This is a genomic window from Parablautia muri (assembly GCF_009917485.1).
GTDB lineage: Bacteria > Bacillota > Clostridia > Lachnospirales > Lachnospiraceae > Suilimivivens > Suilimivivens muri.
In genome coordinates, this window is record NZ_QZDT01000001.1 from 283,501 (window position 1) to 304,381 (window position 20,881).

Annotated in this window: 17 protein-coding genes; 12 read left to right on the forward strand and 5 right to left on the reverse strand. The window is 42.2% G+C overall.

Going from position 1 to position 20,881, the window contains the following annotated elements; all coding sequences use genetic code 11:
- Positions 1–93 precede the first annotated feature (93 nt).
- The 8 genes from D5281_RS01315 (at position 94) to D5281_RS01350 (ending at position 8,562) form a co-directional block, all read left to right on the forward strand.
- Positions 94–1,866, forward strand: a complete 1,773-nt coding sequence (locus D5281_RS01315; protein ID WP_160558331.1) for a Na/Pi cotransporter family protein — start codon at positions 94–96, stop codon at positions 1,864–1,866.
- A 191-nt stretch (positions 1,867–2,057) separates the two neighbouring features.
- Positions 2,058–2,591 (forward strand): DNA-3-methyladenine glycosylase, encoded by a 534-nt coding sequence (locus D5281_RS01320; protein ID WP_277935106.1) that lies wholly within the window; start codon positions 2,058–2,060, stop codon positions 2,589–2,591.
- 99 nt (positions 2,592–2,690) lie between these two features.
- A complete protein-coding gene (locus D5281_RS01325) occupies positions 2,691–3,338 on the forward strand; it encodes a non-canonical purine NTP pyrophosphatase (RefSeq protein ID WP_160558332.1) in 648 nt (215 codons plus the stop codon).
- A gap of 108 nt (positions 3,339–3,446) precedes the next feature.
- Entirely contained in the window at positions 3,447–3,863 is a 417-nt protein-coding gene (locus D5281_RS01330) for a sporulation initiation factor Spo0A C-terminal domain-containing protein (protein WP_160558333.1), read from the forward strand.
- Complete coding sequence (gene pseC, locus D5281_RS01335) at positions 3,864–5,075, forward strand: UDP-4-amino-4,6-dideoxy-N-acetyl-beta-L-altrosamine transaminase (RefSeq protein WP_160558334.1); 1,212 nt, start codon at positions 3,864–3,866, stop codon at positions 5,073–5,075.
- Complete coding sequence (locus D5281_RS01340) at positions 5,065–6,105, forward strand: glycosyltransferase family 2 protein (RefSeq protein ID WP_160558335.1); 1,041 nt, start codon at positions 5,065–5,067, stop codon at positions 6,103–6,105. The genes pseC and D5281_RS01340 overlap by 11 nt, the downstream gene beginning before the upstream one ends.
- Positions 6,102–7,316 (forward strand): ATP-grasp domain-containing protein, encoded by a 1,215-nt coding sequence (locus tag D5281_RS01345; protein WP_160558336.1) that lies wholly within the window; start codon positions 6,102–6,104, stop codon positions 7,314–7,316. The genes D5281_RS01340 and D5281_RS01345 overlap by 4 nt, the downstream gene beginning before the upstream one ends.
- A gap of 64 nt (positions 7,317–7,380) precedes the next feature.
- Positions 7,381–8,562, forward strand: a complete 1,182-nt coding sequence (locus tag D5281_RS01350; RefSeq protein WP_160558337.1) for an MFS transporter — start codon at positions 7,381–7,383, stop codon at positions 8,560–8,562.
- A 23-nt stretch (positions 8,563–8,585) separates the two neighbouring features.
- Here D5281_RS01350 and pseG read toward each other — a convergent pair whose 3' ends face one another.
- From pseG to pseF, 4 genes are all read right to left on the reverse strand, one after another.
- Positions 8,586–9,710 carry a UDP-2,4-diacetamido-2,4,6-trideoxy-beta-L-altropyranose hydrolase gene (pseG, locus tag D5281_RS01355; RefSeq protein WP_160558338.1) on the reverse strand — a complete coding sequence of 375 codons (1,125 nt, stop codon included), beginning with the start codon at positions 9,708–9,710 and terminating at the stop codon, positions 8,586–8,588.
- Positions 9,692–10,789: a pseudaminic acid synthase gene (pseI, locus tag D5281_RS01360; RefSeq protein WP_160558339.1), complete on the reverse strand. Its 1,098-nt coding sequence runs from the start codon at positions 10,787–10,789 to the stop codon at positions 9,692–9,694. Before pseI ends, pseG begins: the two co-directional genes overlap by 19 nt.
- Complete coding sequence (locus D5281_RS01365) at positions 10,789–12,009, reverse strand: type III PLP-dependent enzyme domain-containing protein (RefSeq protein WP_160558340.1); 1,221 nt, start codon at positions 12,007–12,009, stop codon at positions 10,789–10,791. The genes pseI and D5281_RS01365 overlap by 1 nt, the downstream gene beginning before the upstream one ends.
- A gap of 84 nt (positions 12,010–12,093) precedes the next feature.
- Positions 12,094–12,783 (reverse strand): pseudaminic acid cytidylyltransferase, encoded by a 690-nt coding sequence (gene pseF, locus D5281_RS01370; RefSeq protein ID WP_160558341.1) that lies wholly within the window; start codon positions 12,781–12,783, stop codon positions 12,094–12,096.
- Between the two features lie 131 nt (positions 12,784–12,914).
- Between pseF and D5281_RS01375 the strand changes: the two genes are divergently transcribed.
- On the forward strand, positions 12,915–14,009 hold the full coding sequence (locus D5281_RS01375; protein ID WP_160558342.1) for a glycosyltransferase family 52: 1,095 nt from the start codon (positions 12,915–12,917) through the stop codon (positions 14,007–14,009).
- 31 nt (positions 14,010–14,040) lie between these two features.
- Positions 14,041–16,092: a CotH kinase family protein gene (locus tag D5281_RS01380; protein WP_160558343.1), complete on the forward strand. Its 2,052-nt coding sequence runs from the start codon at positions 14,041–14,043 to the stop codon at positions 16,090–16,092.
- Positions 16,093–16,213: 121 nt separating this feature from the next.
- Here the strand turns inward: D5281_RS01380 and D5281_RS01385 are convergent, their stop codons facing one another.
- Complete coding sequence (locus D5281_RS01385) at positions 16,214–17,680, reverse strand: glucosyltransferase domain-containing protein (protein ID WP_160558344.1); 1,467 nt, start codon at positions 17,678–17,680, stop codon at positions 16,214–16,216.
- A gap of 238 nt (positions 17,681–17,918) precedes the next feature.
- Between D5281_RS01385 and D5281_RS01390 the strand changes: the two genes are divergently transcribed.
- Both D5281_RS01390 and D5281_RS01395 read left to right on the forward strand, forming a co-directional pair.
- Positions 17,919–19,676, forward strand: a complete 1,758-nt coding sequence (locus D5281_RS01390; RefSeq protein WP_160558345.1) for an ABC transporter ATP-binding protein — start codon at positions 17,919–17,921, stop codon at positions 19,674–19,676.
- A 70-nt stretch (positions 19,677–19,746) separates the two neighbouring features.
- Positions 19,747–20,880 carry an acyltransferase gene (locus tag D5281_RS01395; RefSeq protein ID WP_160558346.1) on the forward strand — a complete coding sequence of 378 codons (1,134 nt, stop codon included), beginning with the start codon at positions 19,747–19,749 and terminating at the stop codon, positions 20,878–20,880.
- The last annotated feature ends 1 nt before the right edge of the window (position 20,881 follow it).

The window sequence follows — 20,881 nt, forward strand, 5'->3', positions numbered from 1 at the left end:
ACACATTCGGAGGAAAAGTCTGGAAATAAATTTCCAAACTATCTATTTACGCAGTACCGTAGGTAAAGCTTGCGGTATGCAGGGGGTATGAGAATGGATATCTTTAGTGTACTGACTATGATAGGCGGCCTGGCGCTGTTTCTGTATGGAATGGATGTACTGGGCGATGGCCTGAAAAAAGCGTCCGGCGGTAAATTAGAAATTATTTTGGAGAAGCTTACAGCCAATAAGCTGATGGCAATTCTCTTAGGCGCAGGCGTGACGGCAATTATCCAGTCATCTTCTGCTACAACCGTTATGGTAGTTGGCTTTGTAAACTCGGGGATTATGAAGCTTGGCCAGGCAGTAGGGGTTATTTTGGGGGCAAATGTGGGAACCACTGTGACAGCCTGGCTTCTGAGTCTGACAGGGGTGGAGGGTTCAAGTCTTTTTTTCCAGCTTCTGAAACCATCTTCTTTTTCACCGATTCTGGCAATTGCAGGTGTGATTATGATGAGCATGTGCAAGCGGGAAAAACATAAGGTGGCCGCAACAATTATGATCGGTTTTGCGGTACTCATGTTTGGAATGGATACTATGTCCAATACCGTAAAGCCATTGGCGGAAAATCCTGATTTTATTGATATCCTGCTTATGTTTTCCAATCCGGTTCTGGGTATGCTGATTGGACTTGTGCTTACGGCGATTATTCAGTCATCTTCCGCGTCCGTAGGTATTTTGCAGGCGCTATGTGTATCCGGAGCAGTCAGCTATTCAACGGCGATTCCTATTATTATGGGCCAGAATGTGGGTGACTGTGTGGCGGCGATGATTTCCAGTGCCAGCGCAGGCAAACAGGCAAAAAGGGCGGCTTTCATTGGTCTTTATTACAAAGTAATAAAAGTAGTAGCCTTTATGGTAAATTTTTATACATTGAATGCGGTGTTTCATTTTCAGTTTTTGGATAAGACAGCAAGCGCAATAGGAGTTGCTGTAATACATACGACATTTAATATAGTGGCAGTAGTGGCTATGTATCCCTTTACATGGGTTCTGGAAAAGCTGGCTTACTTGACAATTCCTGAAAGTGATGAAGAAATACGGCCGGTAACGCCAGCTAAAATGGAAATTCAGATTCTGGATGCCAGATTTTTAAATACCCCAAGAGTAGCGCTTGAGCAGTGTAAAAACGCGGCGATTGATATGGCGAATTATGCAAAGGACGGATTGTTTCTTGCCATGGAGCTGTTTAACAAATTTGACCAGAAAGGGGCAGATAAAGTAATAGAATTAGAAAATTTAGTGGATCATTATGAGGACGAGCTGAGTACATATCTGGTGAAAATAAGCAGTAAGCACCTTACGGAAAAAGACAGCCAGGAGCTTACCATACTTTTGCACTGCATTGGAGATTTCGAGAGGATTTCCGACCATGCTGTCAATATTATGGAATCCGCTAAAGAAATGTATGAAAAAGATCTAACCTTCTCTAAAAAAGCAGTAGAGGAGCTGAGGGTTTTTTCAGAGGCTGTGAGGGACATTATCAATACTTCGATTCAGGTATTCCGTGAAGAAGATTTGCAGTTGGCAAACATAGTGGAGCCTATGGAGGAGCTGATTGATTATCTGAACTCTGAGATTAAAAAGCGCCATGTTAAGAGACTGCGTAAGGGTAAGTGTACGATTGAAATGGGCTTTATTCTTTCAGATATTTCGACTAATTATGAGAGAGTGTCAGATCATTGTTCTAACATTGCTCTTTGTCTATTACAGTTAAATGAGGAAAATTTTGGTACCCATGAATTTCAGGAGCATTTGACCAATAAAAATAACGCTGTGTTTTTAGCAGAGGTAAAAAGGCTTCAGGAGCAGTATAAACTGCCTTAAAAACGCTTTAAAGTCCGTTTTATAGGACTGCCATAATGTTATTCTGATTATAACAGGAAATAAATCAGAATGACTGGAGGCAGAAATATGAAAGGCTATGTTGTAAATAATGGATACATGGGACTGGTAGATGGAAGATATATGCTGTTTGCCAGCGAGGAAGACTATCTGGAGTATATGGAAGAATAAATATGGGGAAACGAATGGGCAGGAAGGCGCTGAGCCGCTCCGCTAAGGAGTTAGCACCAGAGCTTCTGGGCAAACTGCTATGCAGAAAAACAGATAAAGGCGTTCTCAAATATAGAATTATGGAAACAGAATGCTATTGCGGCGAGAAGGACACAGCCTGTCATGCCAGCAGGGGAAAGACGGAGCGGACGAAGGTTCTGTATGAAAAGGGCGGAACAGCATATGTATATCTTTGTTATGGCATACATGCTTTGTTTAATGTGGTGAGCGGGAAGGAAGGACATCCGGAGGCAGTACTGATTCGTGGTGTTACAGGTTATAATGGGCCAGGCAAGCTTACCAGGGCTATGGAGATAGACAGGACACTGAATGAGGAGGATATGGTGACTTCTCATCTGTTGTGGCTGGAGGATGATGGATATAAGCCTGAATATGTGGCGGCAAAGAGAGTGGGAATCGATTATGCCACGGAAGAATACAGAAATATTTTGTGGCGGTTCATTGTAAAAGATGGTGCCTATAAGCCGGCGAAATAGGCAGGATAAATTTTGCCAGTAACATTGCGTTTTGGGACAGGCTGTAAAGGCATGGCAGATTGGGCCTAGAGTTTACGAAAGAAGAAGGTTGGGCTGAAAATGCAGATCATATATGGAACGGGAAATGACGCTAAAATAACATACATGCAAAGAGCATTAAGGGACATACCCTGTGAAATAATTGGACTTAAGGATGCGGCTAATGCAAGGGGAATTGTGATACCGGAGGTGAAAGAAGCAGGGAGGACACCTCTTGAAAATGCAAGGCTGAAGGCGGAGGGTTATTTTCAGATTTTTAAATGTCCGGTGTTTTCCTGTGACAGCGGACTCTACTTGTGGAATCATGCCTCAGGGGATATGCTGCCTGAGAGCCTGCAGCCGGGGATTCATGTGCGGGGTGGGGGCGAGGTAAGGCTCAGCGATGAAGAACTGATTCAGCATTATACTGCTCTGGTAAAGGAATACGGACTGGTGAGAGGCAGATACAAAAATGCTATCTGCCTGATTTGGGACGAGCAGTGCAGAGAAGAAAGCATGGAGGAGGATTTGTGGGGAGAATCTTTTCTTTTTACGGGTGTTCCCCATAAGAAAAGGGTGTCCGGTTTCCCACTTGACAGCATTTCTTTGGATATTGAAACCCACAGCTATTTTTATGACTTAGAAGATAGTGCTCAGGATGATATAGTTTCGGAAGATGGATTTGTTCGTTTTTTTCGTAATTTTATGGAGAAATATCAAATTTTATGACATAAATAATGTATAATGCGATGAATTACAACTATTCACGGAATTTGACATAATTTATACTATAATTACTATTAAAAACAAATCTTGAGAAACAAGGGAGCGTAAATTATGCGGGAAAAAGACGATAAGAAAATAGAGCAGATGGTGTCTGACATGATGCTTGATATCGGTGTGCCAGCACATTTGAAGGGATACAGGTATGTGCGCAGTGCGGTGCTTATGGCAGAGGAGGATATGAAAGTGGTGGGAAGTGTTACCAAACTGCTTTACCCGGAAATTGCGAAGCAGTATAATACCACAGATGGGAAGGTTGAGAGAGCCATACGCAATGCAATTGAAATTTCATGGGAGAGAGGAAACAAGAAGACTTTTGAAGTGCTTTTTGGTTATTGCTGTGAAAATGGAAAGGCGAGACCTACCAACAGTGAATACATAGCGGTAATTGCTGATATGATCAGAATACAGTTAAATGAGGAGAAGAAAGAGAAAGAACAGAAGATAGATGGAAAGGAGCATGGTTATTAAATGGACAGACCGGCAATATCAGGAGGAGCTCCCATTCGGGATAAGAAAATATATTACGGGCATCAATACATTGATCAGGCGGATATACAAGCTGTAGTGGATGTGCTGAAAAGTGATTATCTTACCTGTGGCCCTAAGATAGGAGAGCTGGAGGAAAAGCTGTGCAAAATAACAGGTGCAAAATATGCGGTGGTATGCAGCAATGGAACTGCTGCACTGCACTTGGCTTGTCTGGCAGCCGGAATAAAAGAGGGGGATGAGGTGATTACCACGCCGATTACCTTTGCGGCGTCAGCTAACTGTGCGCTTTACTGTGGCGCAAAGCCGGTTTTTGCGGATATTAACGAGGAAACCTATAATATTGATCCGGAACAAGTAAAGAAGCTGACCAGTGAAAAAACAAGAGCTGTAGTGGCTGTGGATTTTACAGGACAGTCGGTAGAGCTTGGCAGTTTACTTGCCCATTGCCATGCAAACAATATGGTATTGATAGAGGATGGGGCGCATGTAATTGGAACGCGCTACAAGGGACAGTGCAATGGTTCTATTGCGGATATGACGACTTTAAGCTTTCATCCGGTGAAGACGGTTACCTGTGGGGAGGGCGGTGCGGTCCTCACCAACAAGGAAGAATTTTATAAGAAACTGATTTTGTACCGCGCCCATGGTATTACAAGAGATCCACAGCAGATGTACCATGAACCGGAGGGATCATGGTATTATGAGCAGATTGCACTTGGCATGAATTATCGTCTAACAGATATACAGGCAGCTTTGCTAATCAGCCAGCTTGATAAGCTTCCTGTGTTTTCTGCAAGGAGAAAGGAAATCGTGACGGCTTATGATGAAGCTTTTGGCAAATTGCCTCAGCTTGTGGTACAAAAAGAAATACCGGAATCAGATACCACAAGGCATCTGTATATTTTACGGCTGAATCCGTCAAAGCTGTGTATAAACCGGAAACAGTTTTTTGAGGCTTTGGATGCGGAAAATATTTGCTGTAATGTACACTACATTCCTACTTACTATTTTCCATATTATGAAAAGCTGGGATATCAAAGAGGACTTTGCCCGAAAGCGGAAAAGCTGTATGAGGAAATGATCAGTCTGCCGCTTTATTATGCTATGACAGATCAGGATGTGGAAGATGTAATCAAAGCCGTTACCAGAATCGCAGAATATTTTAATGTGGAGAATTCGGATGAAACTTAGTGTAATTGTACCCGTTTATAATATGGCGGCCGGGGACAAGCTTACCTGGTGTATTGATTCACTGGTCCATCAGACCATATCAGATTACGAGATTATTGCTGTGGATGACTGTTCCACGGATCATTCCCTGGAGATACTGCGCGATTATGAACGCAGATACCCGGATAAATTTTATGTGATAGCTTCAAAGGAAAACAAAAAGCAGGGGGGAGCTAAAAACCTGGGTTTGGAAAGGGCTAAGGGAGATTGGATAGGATTTATTGATAGTGATGACTGGATTACTCCGGATTTTTACGAAAAGCTTTTGGCTCAGGCAGAGGAGACCGGAGCAGATATGGTGGGATGCGATTATCACCTGACAAGTGAGCACAGCATGGAAATAGGGCAGATTGTACATAACAATAAGCCGTCACAGACCGGAGTCCTTACAAAAGAAAAGTATAAATCACTTATTTTAGACAGTGGCAGCCTTGTGGTGAAAATCTATCGGCGTCATATTATTCTTGACTTTCCAAACCGCTTTCCGGAGCATATTTTTTATGAAGATAATGCAATTAGTAATTCATGGATGCTCCGAGCGAAGCATTTTGAATATTTAGAAGAACCTCTTTATTATTATTATCAGCATGATAACTCCACGGTTCACACCATAACCAAAAAACGCTGTGAGGATCGGATGGAAGCAGCAAGGGTTATGGTTAAGGAGGCAAAGGAGTTTGGCTATCTGGAAGAATTCTATGCTGAGATAGAGAGCAGTTTCACCACACTGTTTTATGTAAATACCTTGTTTTCTTATATGTCAGGGGTGAAAAAGAAGGAATATGGCTTTGTAAAAGCTATGGGCCGGGAGATGCAGGAAACATTTCCCGGATTTATGAAAAATCCATATTATCTGGAGCGGGTTCATGCAGAGGAGAGGAAGCTTATCAAAATGCATATGAGGTCTACAATGTATTTTATGGCTTATTATAAATTATTATGGGGATATCGAAACCTTCGGCAAAAGCTTAAGGGGAGCGGAAAGAAATGAAAGCAGCAATTATCGGCGCTGGCGGTGAGGCGCTTCACACAATCAAAAAGGCACATGAGCATGGTCTTAGCGTGGTGGCCCTGGATGGGAATCCACAGGCGGAAGGCCTTAAGGCGGCAGACCAGAAGTTTGTAATAGATATTTCCAACGAAGATGTTACAATTGAAACCTTAAAAAGGGAGAGGCCGGATTTTGTGCTGACGGCGCCGATTGGGAGATATCTGACTACCATAGGGGCTGTCAATGACGCACTTGGCTTACCTGGGGTCAGCAAAGAGACAGCGGTATTATGTACGGATAAGCTGAAGTTTCATGAAACATTAAGTAAAAAAAATCTGCGGAAATGTCATTGCTTTGGGATAGACGTAAGGGCTATAGCAGATACGGATGGAGAGATATCTGAGGAAAGGGCATTTCAAATGGAGCATAGTGTGAAAAATGAATTTTTCGGGCTAACGTTTCCTGCTATTTTAAAGCCCAGATATGGCTCCGGGAGCAGAGGAATATATATGCTGGCTGATAAGCAGCAGCTAAAGGAGGCGCTTTGCGCTGTAGGCAGGGAGCCGTATGTGCTGGAGGAGTGCGTTGCCGGAGAGGAATATGGTGTAGATGGAGCAGTAACAAAAGATGGATTTTTTATGATTCTACTGCGCAAAAAAGAAAACACGCCACCACCTTCAAGGCAGGCAGTGGGGTACTTTTCCGTGCTGCCTGACGATAGTTTTTGGCAACAGGTAAAGAATTATATGGCGGAAGTGATTGCGTGCCTTGGATTAGAGGAATGTCTCCTTCATGCAGATGTGATCAGAACCGGCCAGGGCCCTTTTGTGGTGGAACTTTCCGCAAGGCCTTCCGGGCATAATCTACATAATTTGTTTACGCCTTTATGCACAGGAGTGGATATGGCGGAAGAATATATTAAATACAGAATGGGACTTCCCTATTGTTTTGAAGCTGCCTGTACAAAGCCGATGATGATTCATTATTTCGACATGCAGGGAACTGTAAGAGAGGTACCAGATCAAAACAGGGTGGAAATGGCTCTAAATGTAAAATTGGCGGCATGGCAATGTAACCTGAAAGAAGGGGATGAATTGACAAACGTGTCAAATGGGCATTCTCTGATGGGGCGGGGCTTTTTTGTGTTGGAGGGTGAGGCGGATTCAGATTTACTTGTACAGGCTCAGCGCATTAAAAGTTTATTTTTGTAATATGTTTTTGGGTAAAGAGTTATGCTGATATTGCAAAGGATACGAATGATAGGGGGACGAAGCTATGAAATATAAACGCACCATCCAATATGCCTGTATTCAATGCGGATATTGGATGGGGGTTGGAGGATTAATAGGGTTTTCCAGTGCCTATTTGCTGGAAAACGGTTATACCAATGGACAGATAGGAGTAATTGTTGCCATTTGCAGCCTTGTTTCCACTTTTGGACAGCCGATTGTTGCAGGACGGATAGACCGTTCGGGAGGCAAACAGCTTAAGCATTGGCTATATCTTATTGCGGGAAGCCTGCTGGCTGCAGCCCTTTTGCAGGCTTTTCTTTTTCCAATAACGCGCTTGGGAGCAAGTATTCTGTTTGCGGCAGACATGGCCTTGCTGCAAATGGTCCTTCCTTTGATCAATTCGCTTTCTGTTGGAAAGGAACCGGAGGTGGGGAGAACCGATTTTGGAATTGCCCGGGGAATAGGCTCTTTAGCCTATGCGGTATTAGCGGCTATACTTGGGAAGTGTGTAGCCAGATGGGGTGCACGCTCCATTTCGTTGGCAATCTGCGGTATTTTCCTCTTATTGTTTTTATCAATTCATTTTTATGTTTATGAGCCTCGGGAATTAGAGGCCCAGGATGCACGCAGAGAGCCAAGTGAAAAGGGATTTTTACGCCGGTATCCCAGATTTGGAATTACATTAGCTGGGTGTATTTTACTGTATATCAGCCATGTTTTGCTGAATAATTTTACTTTGCAGATTGTGCTGGCAAAGGGATGGGACAGCGTTGTTATGGGAAATATGCAGGCGATTGCTGCAATTCTGGAGCTGCCTGTTATGTTTTGCTTTGGATGGCTGCTAAAGAAAAAACCTGCTTCTTTTTGGTTCCGCCTTTGTGGAATTGCCTTTTTCTTAAAAGCGGTTGGCACACTGCTGGTGACCAGCGTTGAGGGCTTCTATGCCGTACAATTGATGCAGATGGGAGGATGGGCAGTGATTGCCGTTGCTCCGGTTTATTATATAAAAGGAATTATGGCCCCGCGGGATGCTGTGAAAGGACAATCTTACTTTACCATGACGAATACGATTGGAACCGTGGTTGGCTCCAGCATGGGAGGTTTTTTGATTGATGGTTTTGGTATGGGGCGGGCGCTTTTGTTTGGAAGCATTTGTGCGGCAATTGGTGCAGCAATCCTTTTCGTAAGCGTACAACGCGCAGAAAGTTATGTACATACGAAATAATATGAACCATTTTTAACTTTGGGCTAGAGGGACTTAAGAGCTAGAGCGATTCGATAAGCGCCTTTACCGTCTATAAGATGGCACATACGTGTATGGACGGAGACTCTTTTCGTATAGGAAGGACTTAAGGATGCCGCATCTGCCAGTTTGTCTTTTGCGTTATATGACATTGATGTCACAAAATCTGCTGCAGATTGGAGTACAGCCTCCGGATTGGAACGCATATCACCAGCGCAGGGGATAAGCCCTATTTCTTCAAAGGCTTGGGCAGAGGAGAGCTGATTATCTGCTATCGTGAAGCTGATTGTTGGTATACCCAGGGCACAGAGCTCATATAAAGTAGTACCAGCGGCAGATACTGCCAAATCGCAGGTCTGCATGAGGGAAGCCATATCACTGACATTTTCGTGGAGTATCAGATAGGGCAATTCTCTAGCAAGCCGGTAGAGCGTTTCTTTGTCGGTGTTAAATTTTCCGATGAGTATATGCAAAATAAAGGAAGAATCGATTATTTTGTCTATAAATTTAAGACAAAAATGATAAGGATCGCTGGCTCCAGTGGTGATGAAAAGATGGGATACCTGTTTCCTGATACATGCCTTTTTATCCTGAAACTGGCTGCGCAAAGGAGTGTAAGCAGTGCCTAAAAAAAGCTTACCTGCATTTTGATAAGCGGCTCTGTAAGCCGGCATAGCCGTATCTGGGATAATGTCGTAATTAATGAGTAAATCTACGGGATAATCAAATAGCTTAAGATCGTCCAAATAGGCGATTTTTATCAGAGGCCTTAAAGCCTGTAAATAACTTTCCGTGACATAATAAGAGTCAAGGAAATAGACGGCAGAAGTCGTATTGGAGGTAAGCAGGGAAAGCACCTCGGGCAGTTCCTGGTCAGGATGGTCGAAGGCAGCGGTCTTAAGGCGCATAATGGAAAAATTATTTTCACAATCGTTTAACACAGAAGGTGCGGGATGGCTGCCTAAAATCCTTGTAAGGAGGTCATTGCTATCTTCATCTGAGATAAGAAAGCAAACCTTTAGACCCAGTTGGAGGCAAGATAAAGCAACAGAAAAGCAGCGTACCAGATGCCCGGATGCGATTTGGCTGTTTCCGTCCGTTCTGAAATAAATTAGTCGATTAGTTCCCATTGAAGTGGCGTCCCTTTCTTTAGGAATGATTTTGCTTTTCTGCCAAGTACCTGCTCATAATACATGGTGTGCAGGCCGTTGCCAGGGCGTATGGAACGGATATTTTCAGGGGTTAAGGTTTCTCCGGGAGAGATGTCCCTTACCACAAACAAAGAACGGGATCCCTCATGCTCCAGCTTTTGTGTGTCGGTAAGCTGATACTGGCTGCTGCCCAGTGCCTTTTCCATAATGCGTATATCCTTCACCATCTGCGCAAATTCCTCCGGCTCCATAGAAAAGGCACTGTCCGGGCCGCCGTCCGAGCGGCGCAGAGTGAAATGTTTTTCTACCATTTTTACGCCCAGGGCAATAGAACCGGCCGAGACAATCGTTCCCATTGTATGGTCAGATATGCCGACTAAACAGCCATAGGTTTTTGCCAGAGTGGGGATGGCGTTTAAATGAATGTCCTCGTAAGGAGTGGGATAGGAGGATACACACTTTAATAAGATAATATCCTTATTTCCTTCCTTTCTGCAAACAGAAAGGGCGCGCTCAATATCCTCAGGATAGGCAACCCCTGTGGCAAAAATGACAGGCTTATGAAGCCCTGCAATTTTGCGGATCAAAGGAATGTCATTGATTTCGTAAGAGGCAATTTTGTAAGCGGGAACGTCCATTTCCTTGAGAAAGTCCACAGAGGAAAAATCAAAAGGTGAGGAGAAGCATTCCATTCCCAGCCGATTAGCCTCCTCCTTTAATTTAGGCTGCCATTCCCAAGGGGTATAGGCCTGCTGGTAAAGCTTGTACAAGGTAGTTCCGTCCCAGATGGTTCCTTCGTCAATCTGGAAACAGGGGTCGTCACAGTCGATGGTGATGGTGTCAGCCGTATAAGTTTGAAGCTTTACGGCGTTGGCTCCGGCTTCTTTGGCCGCATGAATGATTTCTATGGCTCTGTTATAATCCTGATTATGGTTGGCGGAAATCTCCGCTACTATAAAAACAGGTGAATGTTCGCCTATTGTGTGAGAGCCAATTTTGATTTCTTTATTCCAACAAAAATTTTCTAAAGCAGAATGATTTAAGGGTGAGAGATTCATCAGCTGTTTCTCCTTTTTGACTTTTCTACATAATTTTTTTGCAAGTATTCTTCGTTGTCCCAGGCTTTTCTTGCAGTGAACAGGGTGCCGTCCTCATGCTCCACATAGACAGCGGGTAAATAATTAATAAACAAGGGATTTAAGCATATAGTATAACCGCCGGCAGTGTCATAAATAATCTGATCGCCTGGAACAAGGGCAATATCATCTATTATTTCAAACAATTTATCATATTCCATACATGTAGCGCCGCAAATCCATTGGGAGGATTCTGTTTTTCTGACAGATGTGTCTGAAATATAGTGTATGTGATGGGGATAAACATGCCTTGTGACCAGTGGATTTAAGTTGGTACGGCTTCCGTCTGTTACCACAAATTTTCGATTCCGTATATCCTTTACATCAATTACGGAGGTCTCAAAAGTGGTGGCTCTTGAAATCAGAGAAACCCCTGGCTCTGCAATGAGGATGGTTTTTTGAGGATTAAAATAAGCGGAAAGCTCCTTACAGATTTCCTTAAAATAATCCCGATAGTCAGGTTTATCATCCCTGCCGCCGAAATAACCACCACCCATATCTACATAGTCAAGGCAAAGGGCATACTCTTTGGCAATGGTGACAGCCATTTTAGCCAAAGCGCCAAAGACTTGTATGGAACGGGATTGTGTGGAGGTATGCATGTGAAGCCCCGCCGCCCATACATTAGGCAAGGCAGAAAGCCGCTCAAGGGCGGCTTTAAGCACGCCATTTTCATAACAGTAACCAAACCTGCCTCCTTCCTGGGATGCAGGTATCTCCTCATGACACAGGAGAGAAAGATCACAGTTGACGCGCAGTCCTACTTTAAAGTGTCTGTTAGGGTATAATCGGCTTAATTCCTCCATCCAATCAAGCTCATAGTTGGAATCCAAATTTACATAACCGCCTGCCAGCAGGACGGTTTCAAAGGTTTTTTTATCTTTTATGGGTCCATTGTATATGATATGCTTGCGGGGAAAGCCAAGTCTGACAGCCAGATCATATTCCATTTTGGATACTACTTCGGCATAAAATTCCTGCTCTTTCAGATAATTTAGCAGCCAGGGCAGGGAATTGGTTTTGACGGAATATGCAGCAATATAATTGCCCCAATTATCTGCAAGCGATTGCTTTAAAAGAGAAATATCGTATTGCAGGCTTTGCTCTTTGATTCTAAAAAAGGGGGTTTGAAGTGGTTTCATATTTTCCTCATTTCCATGTTCATTCAATTATGGAGAACACTATTTTAATATAGAATTTCATACGAAAGGATAGGTAAATTCAGGTTATCCCTTCCATAATTTATATTTCATCTCTGCTAAGGTCCAGTCTTCCAAAGTATCAATATCCTGTACCTCCAACTCGGTCAGAACCAGAGGAAGAAGCTTTTCCACATCGGTGGTTTTGGCCTGCAGGAAAGAGTCTGTGCGGCAGGCATAAAATTGTCCACAGTCATGGTAGATTTTAGGCAGATCCTGACTGCGGGTAGCAGCATATTCGGGAAACTGCCGTGCTAAAAAGCCTTCTTTTTTGATGATAAGACCACGCTGGGGGGGATAGGAGAAGGGAACTACCGGCATGACAGAATCAGCTTCCTTTAAAAGAACCATGGCATCTTTGAGTCTTGAGCCGCTTAAGAAAGGAGCGGTGGGATAAATACAGCAAAAGGAATCAAAAGTCTGCCCCAGCTTTTGATAGGCTGTTAGCACCTCCATGATGACATCGTCTGTTGAGGCATAGTCTCCTGCAGTTTCAGCAGAGCGGAAAAAAGGTACGCTTGCGCCGGCCTTGCATGCTATCTGCGCAATTTCCATATCGTCCGTAGACACCATGATTTCATCAAATACCCCTGCATCCCGGGCAGCTTCTATTGAGTAACAAAGGATTGGTTTCCCACAAAATTCTTTTATATTTTTCTTTGGAATTCTTTTACTGCCGCCACGGGCAGTAATAATAGCCAGTTTTCTATTGTTCATGTATCCTCCCTATTAGAGCCTGCTAAGGTTTGGCGGCTGTTCATAGTAACATCTAAAAGATATTCTTAATATTTTGATTATACACTAATATCCGTTGCAATCAAATAAAATTCTATGATACTATTTATGTTATGAAAAAACGTATTTATATTTGTCATACTTATTATCATGTATATATTGCTTGCTTAAAAGAACTAAATCTGCCGGAAGATGTGGGAGGCGCTGTACGGGGACAAGCCTCCCTTATGCTCAGCTCCCTGTCAAATGATTTTGGAACGCTGAAAGAGCGGGCGGAAAAATCGGGATTGTTTGAGGAGGTTATTCCCTACGAGGAAAAACGGGAGGATTTTTTTCCGGAGCTTTCCAAGTACCATAAGGACAGAGGCAATATTCTGCTGAATATGTTGGCCAGAATAAAATTTACAAGGCTGATGGGAAAACTGCAGGCTCCTTTCGTTCCGGTGGATTTGCATGAGTATCAGGACATTTATGTGTTTTGTGACTCGGACCCCATAGGCTATTATTTGAATGTTCACAAAATTTATTATCATGCGCTGGAGGATGGACTTGACTGCATCTGCTATTATGATACGGCGCGGTACGATAACCGGGGACATTTTGGGCTAAAGGCCTGGATGGCGGCCAGGAATATTATATTTATTCAAAATGGATATGCTAAATATTGCCTGGATATGGAAGTCAATGATATCTCTGTATTAAAATATCCTTGTCCAAAATATATTGAAGTTCCGCGTAAGAGTTTGGTGGAGGGACTTAGAGAAAAGGAAAAAGAAATGCTTGTGTCGATTTTTGTAGCAGGCAAAGAAAGGCTGGAAAAAGATCTTTCCTCCGGTTTGGGCCACGAGCATAAGGTATTGGTGCTGTCAGAGCCCTTGTGTGATTTAGAAACCAGGGAGCGGATTTTTAAGGATATTATTGCGGAGTATGGCTATGTGGAGGGGCAAAAGGCACAGATTTTAATTAAACCGCATCCCAGGGACGTGCTTGATTATGAAAAACTGTTTTCAGAGTACATTGTATTAGATGGGAAGTTCCCAATGGAAATATTAAATTATTTCCCGAATCTTGTATTTGACAGGGTTGTCACAGTGTTTACTGTACCGGACGCTATTTTATTTGCAAAGGAAAAGATATATCTCGGGGAGGACTTTATGGACAAGTATGAGGCACCAAAGATGCACAGGCAGAACGAGCTGATTGAATAGGTGAGGACTGTTAGAAATATGGAGGATTAAAGTGGTAGATAATAAGCAGGTGAAAACTTTTCTGACGGCAGCGGGTATACTGGCTCTTGGGGCATTGCTGACCTTTCCGACAGTAAAAGGTAAGATAAATGAATTCAGAAAAAAGAATGTGTCATTGGAACAGGAGCAGTCCTTGGGAACCTGGGAGGATGTGGAAGTACAAAAGGAAAGAGAGCAGCAGAAGGAAGAAAATGCCCAGGATACGGTGGCAGTGGAGCAAGATAAGGAGGCGGCAGGAGAGGAAAAGGAACTTCCTGAAATGATTTGGAGATTGGAAGATGGCTCTCTGGAAATAAAATTTTCTTTGTGGCAAAGTGAAAATGGCATCTGCTATTTTTTCCTTCCCGGATTTGTAAGGGACATGGGACTGGTTTTGGAAAAAACCGATGGAGGAGAAATCTATATTGGAAATTCCCGGTTAAAGGAAGGGGATGTGCTTAAGAATATTTCCGAAGGGGAAGCCTATGAGCTGGCTCTGTACGGGAGAGATGGAGAGCTGATGTTGGAGGAACCGGTGATTTTTATGTATTCCTCTGACCTGCCAGTGCTTATGCTCACTACCTATTCTGGCAGTATGGAATATATTGATGAGAATAAGGAAAATGAGGAAGCAGGGGAAGTAGTTCTTTTTGACGAGAAGGGAATAAAGCTTTATGCTGGTGAAGCGGAGAGCATTGGGGGAAGAGGAAATTCTACCTGGGGGCTTTCCAAAAAGCCGTATCAGTTTAAGCTCTGCGAAAAGGTTGATTTTTTTGGATTTGGGGAGTCCAGGTCATGGAATTTGATTGCCAACGGATATGATGAGACCAGACTCCGCAACGAAATTGCGATGGAGTTAGCGAAAGCCCTTGGAATGGATTACGTGCCCGAGGGGCAGATGATAGATTTGTATGTGAATGATATTTATTATGGAAATTACTATTTAACGGAAAAAATCAGGGTCGGAAGTGAAATGGTTGATATCCGTGATATGGAGACAGTTTTAGATTCCATTTACAGCCCAGAGGAATTGGAGAGGCTTGAGCGCCTGGAAACAGAGGACGGAGACAGAAAATGGGTAGAAAATGGATATGATGAAACGGACTTTTCCGGAGGATATCTGCTAGAGCGTGAATTACCCAGCCGTTTTGAGGAGACAATCAGTGGTTTTATCACCAATCAGGGGGATTGTTATGCTTTGCAGAGCCCTGCGTATGCTTCGAAAGAACAGGTAGATTACATCGCAGACCTTATGCAGGAATTTCAGGATGCTGCTGCGGAGTCTAGTGGGATGCATCCGGTAACAGGGAAGCATTATTCGGAATATATTGATGTCACTTCTTTTGTACAAAAATATTTGGTGGAGGAAATTTCTAAAAATTATGACGGAGGTGTCACAAGCAGTTTTTTTTATAAACCTCAGACCGCAGTGAGCAATAAAATATTTGCAGGGCCGGTTTGGGATTATGATGTGGCTTTTGGCAATTGTAATCTGGACGAGATTGCCAGTAATCCTGCAGGGATTACAAAAATGAATGACCATATATATGGTACGAATTTATTTGCACTGCTTTATGAAAAAGAAGACTTTTATAAAGGGATACAGACTTTATATGAAGAAAAGGCATTGCCCTTCCTGGAGAAACTGCTAGATACAGGAATAGATGAAATGGTAAAGGAAAGCAGGGCTTCTGCGGAAATGGACAGCATACGCTGGGAGGAGCTTGAAAACCGTTACCAGTATTATGAAGAATATGACAATAGCGTCAGATATTTAAAATGGTTTATTAGTAAAAGAATGGATTTTTTAAATGAGGTATGGCTGGAGGGAGTAGTTTACCATAATGTGTCCTTCATGGTGGATGATGAAGCCTGGCAGATTGCCTGTGTAAAAGACGGAGAAACAGTGGAAAATGAACCAATTCCTTCCAGATACAGCTCCGTATTCATGGGTTGGACCACAAAGGCTGGGGTTCCATTTGACAGATTTAAGCCAGTTTATGAGGATATGGTTTTTTACGCAAGGTGGCAGGAGCTGGATGTGGAGGATGTGGTTTTGAAATAAGGTTCATAGGGAAACCTATGATTTGCACATATTTTACATGAGTTTGAGATAGTAAATCCGGATATTCATGTGGTGGATGAGGAAGACGACCTATTGCGCTGGAACGATAACCGTGGCATCATTATTTTAATTTAATTAAGATATTGCGCCCGCTGCCACTTATCGTATGATACATTGTATCCTTTATAAGAGGCAAATTTTGATAGTCACATTCGTCATCCTCCGTTATGACTTCAATATTTGGAATGTTAAAATAATGGTAGAAATAATAGGCGCCCCAGAAACCTTCTCCGAAACCGGAAAATATTTCTTTCCCTAAAAAATGGTATGTTTCCGCCATATTTGTTATGGCGGGAGCTGAACCAATACTTCCTTGTATCCGGATTTTTTTCATCTCATCTGTTTTCATAAGCTCTAATTCGTTTAAATCATTTGCGACTAATGTGATTCTGTAATTTAAATATTCCTGTTGCAAAGCAAGTGCATTGCCAAAGGTTAATGAAAAGACGAGGAAACACCATGCAAGAGCTGTATAAACAGCTTTTGAAATCCAATATTTCGCATGGTATGAAATGTAGATGGCCATCAATGTAAGGAAAAGGTTAAATCCATACATACATCTGGTATCATATGCATCTTCACTGATAAACAGATAGGCTCCAAAACAAAGGGCGCTTCCGGCAAGCACCGTTAATATACCAAATAAGAAAGCTTGTATTGTGGAAACAGAAGCTGTTTTGCATACCAGATACAGAAAGAGGACAGCTGTTGCTAAAATCAAAAAAAGCCAAAGAGGTGTAAAGTCATAACATATTATTTTATAATATGCTATATATCTGGAAATAATATGGGGGATAAGCATACTGGGAGAAGTTACGGAAACACCGTTAGGTCTCATGAAAAAGAACCAAAAAATTCCAAGAGAAATTAAGTAGCAAGATGCTGATAATCCAATGAATTTAAGATTCTTTTTGATGGATATGCCTGATTTGAGATTTTCCATAACCAGAAACAATACAATTAATGGGTAAATACCGGAAGAAGCCTGATAGGTTGTACACATTACCAATAGACAGAAAATAGATGTAACTATATATTTTTTCAGCGATTTTTTATAAAATAAAAAAGGAAAAATGCTTACAAAAAAGGATAATGCCATATAGGGGGAATCGAATTTATAAACAATCATTCCCAAAAAAAAGGGAGTAAGTCCCGTTAATGAAGCGGCAGCAATATTCCAAAAGCCAATCGGTAAGTCTTTTTTGAATATGTCTAATAATAAAATTCCTCCTGCAGCCATGATGATACATGCAAGAATCTGTGGAAGGGGGGAAATATCCGTTAGGTGCCACTGTGCGTGCACAAATGTAGCAAGGATCTCCGTAGTCCAGCGGCTCCAATCCAACCAACCGTGATATCCGGCATATGCCCTTCCCATATCATCCAAATAACTATAATTAGATCTTATTATGGCGCTGAAGGATAACAAATAAATGAATAATAAAATGAAAAATGGCTTTTTATATTCTAAAGCTTTTTCTTTATATGCATAAGCTATTTCTTTGCATTCATAAAATAATTTACTCATAATTGATGATTAACTCCCATTTATATGAATAAGCTGGCCTGTAAAATGTGATGGCGCGAAAGCCCCTGTTTTTTGAGACAATATACTCAAAGATTTATTCTTAACTATACAGAGTTCTTTATGAGTTTGTCAAGCTTCTATGTTGTAATATCAACATCGGGGTTTTGACTTGTAGTGCTAGCTGTGGTAAAATAGAACGATATTTTTAAATAAAATAATAATACTCTGGAAGAAATTTATGAAAAAAATAATTAGAAAATTAATGGTATTGTTGGACAAGCGCCAGAAGCGGATTATGGTGCTGCTGATTTTATTGATGCTTGTAGGAGCAATTTTAGAAACAGCCGGTGTTTCCATGGTGGTACCGGCCATGCAGGTAGTGATGGACGAGCATGCTGTGGAAAAGTATCGGTATTTGCAGATAATTTGTGACATTGGTCATCTTGCTTATGACGATACCAGAGGGCTTATGATGATTACCATGCTGGCGCTGGTTGTGATTTTTGCGGTTAAGAACATCTTTCTTTTTTTTCAGCAGAAGGCCCAGCTTAAGTTTGTCTATACAAATCAGTTTGCCACGTCCAGAAGAATGATGATTAATTTTATGGAACGGCCATATGAGTATTATTTGAATGCCGATACTTCTGTGATTCAAAGAAGTATTACATCGGATGTGAATAATATGTATGGGCTTATTTTATCTCTTTTGCAGTTGATCAGCGAGGTGATTGTGTTTATATGTCTTATTATGGTAAGCCTTAGTGCAGATGTGTGGATGACGGTCACCGTTACGGTGCTTTTGGTGGCAGTGCTGATGATAATTAAGGGGATTTTAAAGCCCATTATGAAAAAGGCCGGGGAAGAAAACCAGGAGTATTACAGCGGACTGTATAAGTGGATTGACCAGTCGGTTATGGGGATCAAGGAAATTAAGATTGCAAATAAAGAGAATTATTTTATAAATGAGTATGCCAAATGCGGTGCCGGGTACGTAAATGCCGTGCAAAGGTATAATTTATATAATGCCACGCCCCGGCTTTTGATAGAGACAGTGGCGATTGCAGGCATGATTTTTTATATGCTGTTTCAGCTTTTTAAGGGAACACCGGTCTCTGATATTCTGCCTCAAGTGGCAGCCTTGGGAGTGGCGGCTATGCGGTTGATTCCCTGTGCGAACCGTATTAACAATCATTTAACGTCAATCGCTTATTTTGAGCCGTTCTTCATGGGGGTTAGCGATAATCTTCAGGAAGAAATCAGGGATGAAAATATTAATTATGATGAACGGACATATCAGAAGCAGGCGGAAATTAAAAAGCTGGAAATTAAGGATAAGATAGAGCTTAAGGATATTGTTTACAAATACCCCAATACGGATGTTTTCATTTTTAACCATGCAGATATGGAGATACCCATAGGCAAGGCGGTAGGGATTGTGGGAACCTCGGGCGCGGGGAAAACCACGGTAGTGGATATTATGCTGGGGCTTTTAAGGATGCAAAGCGGACAGATTCTTGCAGACGGCGTGGAGGTTTGTAAGAATTATCAGTCCTGGCTTAAGAATATAGGATATATTCCCCAAACGATTTTTATGATTGATTCTTCGATTCGGAGGAATGTGGCTTTTGGTTATGGGGATGACGAGATTGAGGATGAAAAGGTATGGTACGCGCTTAAGGAGGCACAGCTGGACGAGTTTGTAAGAGGGCTTCCGGAGGGACTTGATACCAGTATTGGGGAAAGAGGAATCAGGATTTCAGGCGGACAGCGTCAGAGAATTGGTATTGCCAGAGCCTTGTTTGAAGATCCGGAGGTTTTGGTACTAGACGAAGCAACATCTGCTCTTGATAATGAAACGGAAGCTGCTATTATGGATTCTATCAACAGGCTTCATGGAAGAAAGACTCTGGTTATTATAGCACATCGTCTTCAGACCATTGAAAAGTGTGATATGGTTTACCGGGTGGAAAATGGCAAGATGTGCAGGGAACGATAAAATATAGAGGGATATTTTAGCAAATATGATATGTGCGAAGAAATGACGGGACGGAAGGGAGGTGCGTAAAGTGGCGGAGCGTAAACGCATGGCAAATTATGAATTGCTGAGAATTGTGGCGATGGTCATGGTGGTAATTCTGCATTTTTTGTCGCGTTCAGATAATTTAATCGCCCTTGATATGCCCCTTGACAGTGTGAGAGTTTTGGGTACATTGTTGGAGTCCTTTTGCCTGGTGGCAGTCAATACCTATCTATTTATCAGTGGATATTTTAGTGTCAAAAGCACTTTTAAGATAAGCAGAGCAGCAGGATTTTTATGCCAGATCTGGTTTTATACATTGCTTATATTATTTGTTTGTAAAGTTATGGGGATTAGCACGGTGGTAGATTCAAAGGGAATATACGGGCTGATAGAGTACCTTTTTCCTATAGAGACGGAGCATTATTGGTTTGCTGCTTCCTATTTTATGCTATATCTCTTGACGCCGGTGCTTGGGGCGGCGGTAAAAAATATGTCCAAAAAGCAAATGGAAGTTACACTGGGAGGGCTACTGATTCTTTTTAGCGTGATAAAGAGTATTAGTCCGGTGGTGTTTGCTTTTGACAGATATGGATATGATCTGCCCTGGTTTATCTGTGTTTACTTATTAGCGGCATATTTGGGACGCTATGGTTTTCCGTTTCTTGAAAAAAAAGGGTGGCTTGTTTATGTGGGAAGCTGTTTTATAGGCTTTCTTATGAATCTGTCTATGTGGTTCCTAAGCCAGAGATGGGATAGCTTTCGGTATTATTTTACGGTTCCTTTTCACTATAATTTTATCTTTTGCCTGTCAGGGGCAGTGGGGCTGTTTTATGGATTTTCTAAAATCCGTATAAGGGAGGGGACTTGGGCTGAAATGATAAGGAGGCTGGGAAGCTTAAGTTTTGGAATTTATTTGCTTCATGAACACATTGACCTGCGCTATTTGTGGTATGATTTTATAAAAGAGGTAATAAATCCACAGGGAAATAAGGGGATTTTTTATTTCTTTTGGGAGCTTATCTGCTGCGTATTACTTCTTTTTGTGGCAGGCATTGTCATAGACTGGTTAAGGAGCAGTTTATTTGCTCGGGTTGGAAAGAGGTTTTATGAGACAAAACCAGGTAGATGGCTGAAAAAGGTAGATGGCTGTTTTGCCGTAAGCAACGGGAAGGAGGGGTAGG

Coding starts and splice junctions, on each gene's coding strand:
- D5281_RS01345 (WP_160558336.1), top strand. CDS start 6,102: ATGAAAGCAGCAATTATCGGCGCTGGCGGTGAGGCGCTTCACACAATC.
- D5281_RS01320 (WP_277935106.1), top strand. CDS start 2,058: ATGGGGAAACGAATGGGCAGGAAGGCGCTGAGCCGCTCCGCTAAGGAG.
- D5281_RS01340 (WP_160558335.1), top strand. CDS start 5,065: ATGAAACTTAGTGTAATTGTACCCGTTTATAATATGGCGGCCGGGGAC.
- D5281_RS01390 (WP_160558345.1), top strand. CDS start 17,919: ATGAAAAAAATAATTAGAAAATTAATGGTATTGTTGGACAAGCGCCAG.
- D5281_RS01325 (WP_160558332.1), top strand. CDS start 2,691: ATGCAGATCATATATGGAACGGGAAATGACGCTAAAATAACATACATG.
- D5281_RS01330 (WP_160558333.1), top strand. CDS start 3,447: ATGCGGGAAAAAGACGATAAGAAAATAGAGCAGATGGTGTCTGACATG.
- D5281_RS01365 (WP_160558340.1), bottom strand. CDS start 12,009: ATGAAACCACTTCAAACCCCCTTTTTTAGAATCAAAGAGCAAAGCCTG.
- D5281_RS01350 (WP_160558337.1), top strand. CDS start 7,381: ATGAAATATAAACGCACCATCCAATATGCCTGTATTCAATGCGGATAT.
- pseI (WP_160558339.1), bottom strand. CDS start 10,789: ATGAATCTCTCACCCTTAAATCATTCTGCTTTAGAAAATTTTTGTTGG.
- D5281_RS01315 (WP_160558331.1), top strand. CDS start 94: ATGGATATCTTTAGTGTACTGACTATGATAGGCGGCCTGGCGCTGTTT.
- pseF (WP_160558341.1), bottom strand. CDS start 12,783: ATGAACAATAGAAAACTGGCTATTATTACTGCCCGTGGCGGCAGTAAA.
- D5281_RS01385 (WP_160558344.1), bottom strand. CDS start 17,680: ATGAGTAAATTATTTTATGAATGCAAAGAAATAGCTTATGCATATAAA.
- D5281_RS01375 (WP_160558342.1), top strand. CDS start 12,915: ATGAAAAAACGTATTTATATTTGTCATACTTATTATCATGTATATATT.
- pseG (WP_160558338.1), bottom strand. CDS start 9,710: ATGGGAACTAATCGACTAATTTATTTCAGAACGGACGGAAACAGCCAA.
- pseC (WP_160558334.1), top strand. CDS start 3,864: ATGGACAGACCGGCAATATCAGGAGGAGCTCCCATTCGGGATAAGAAA.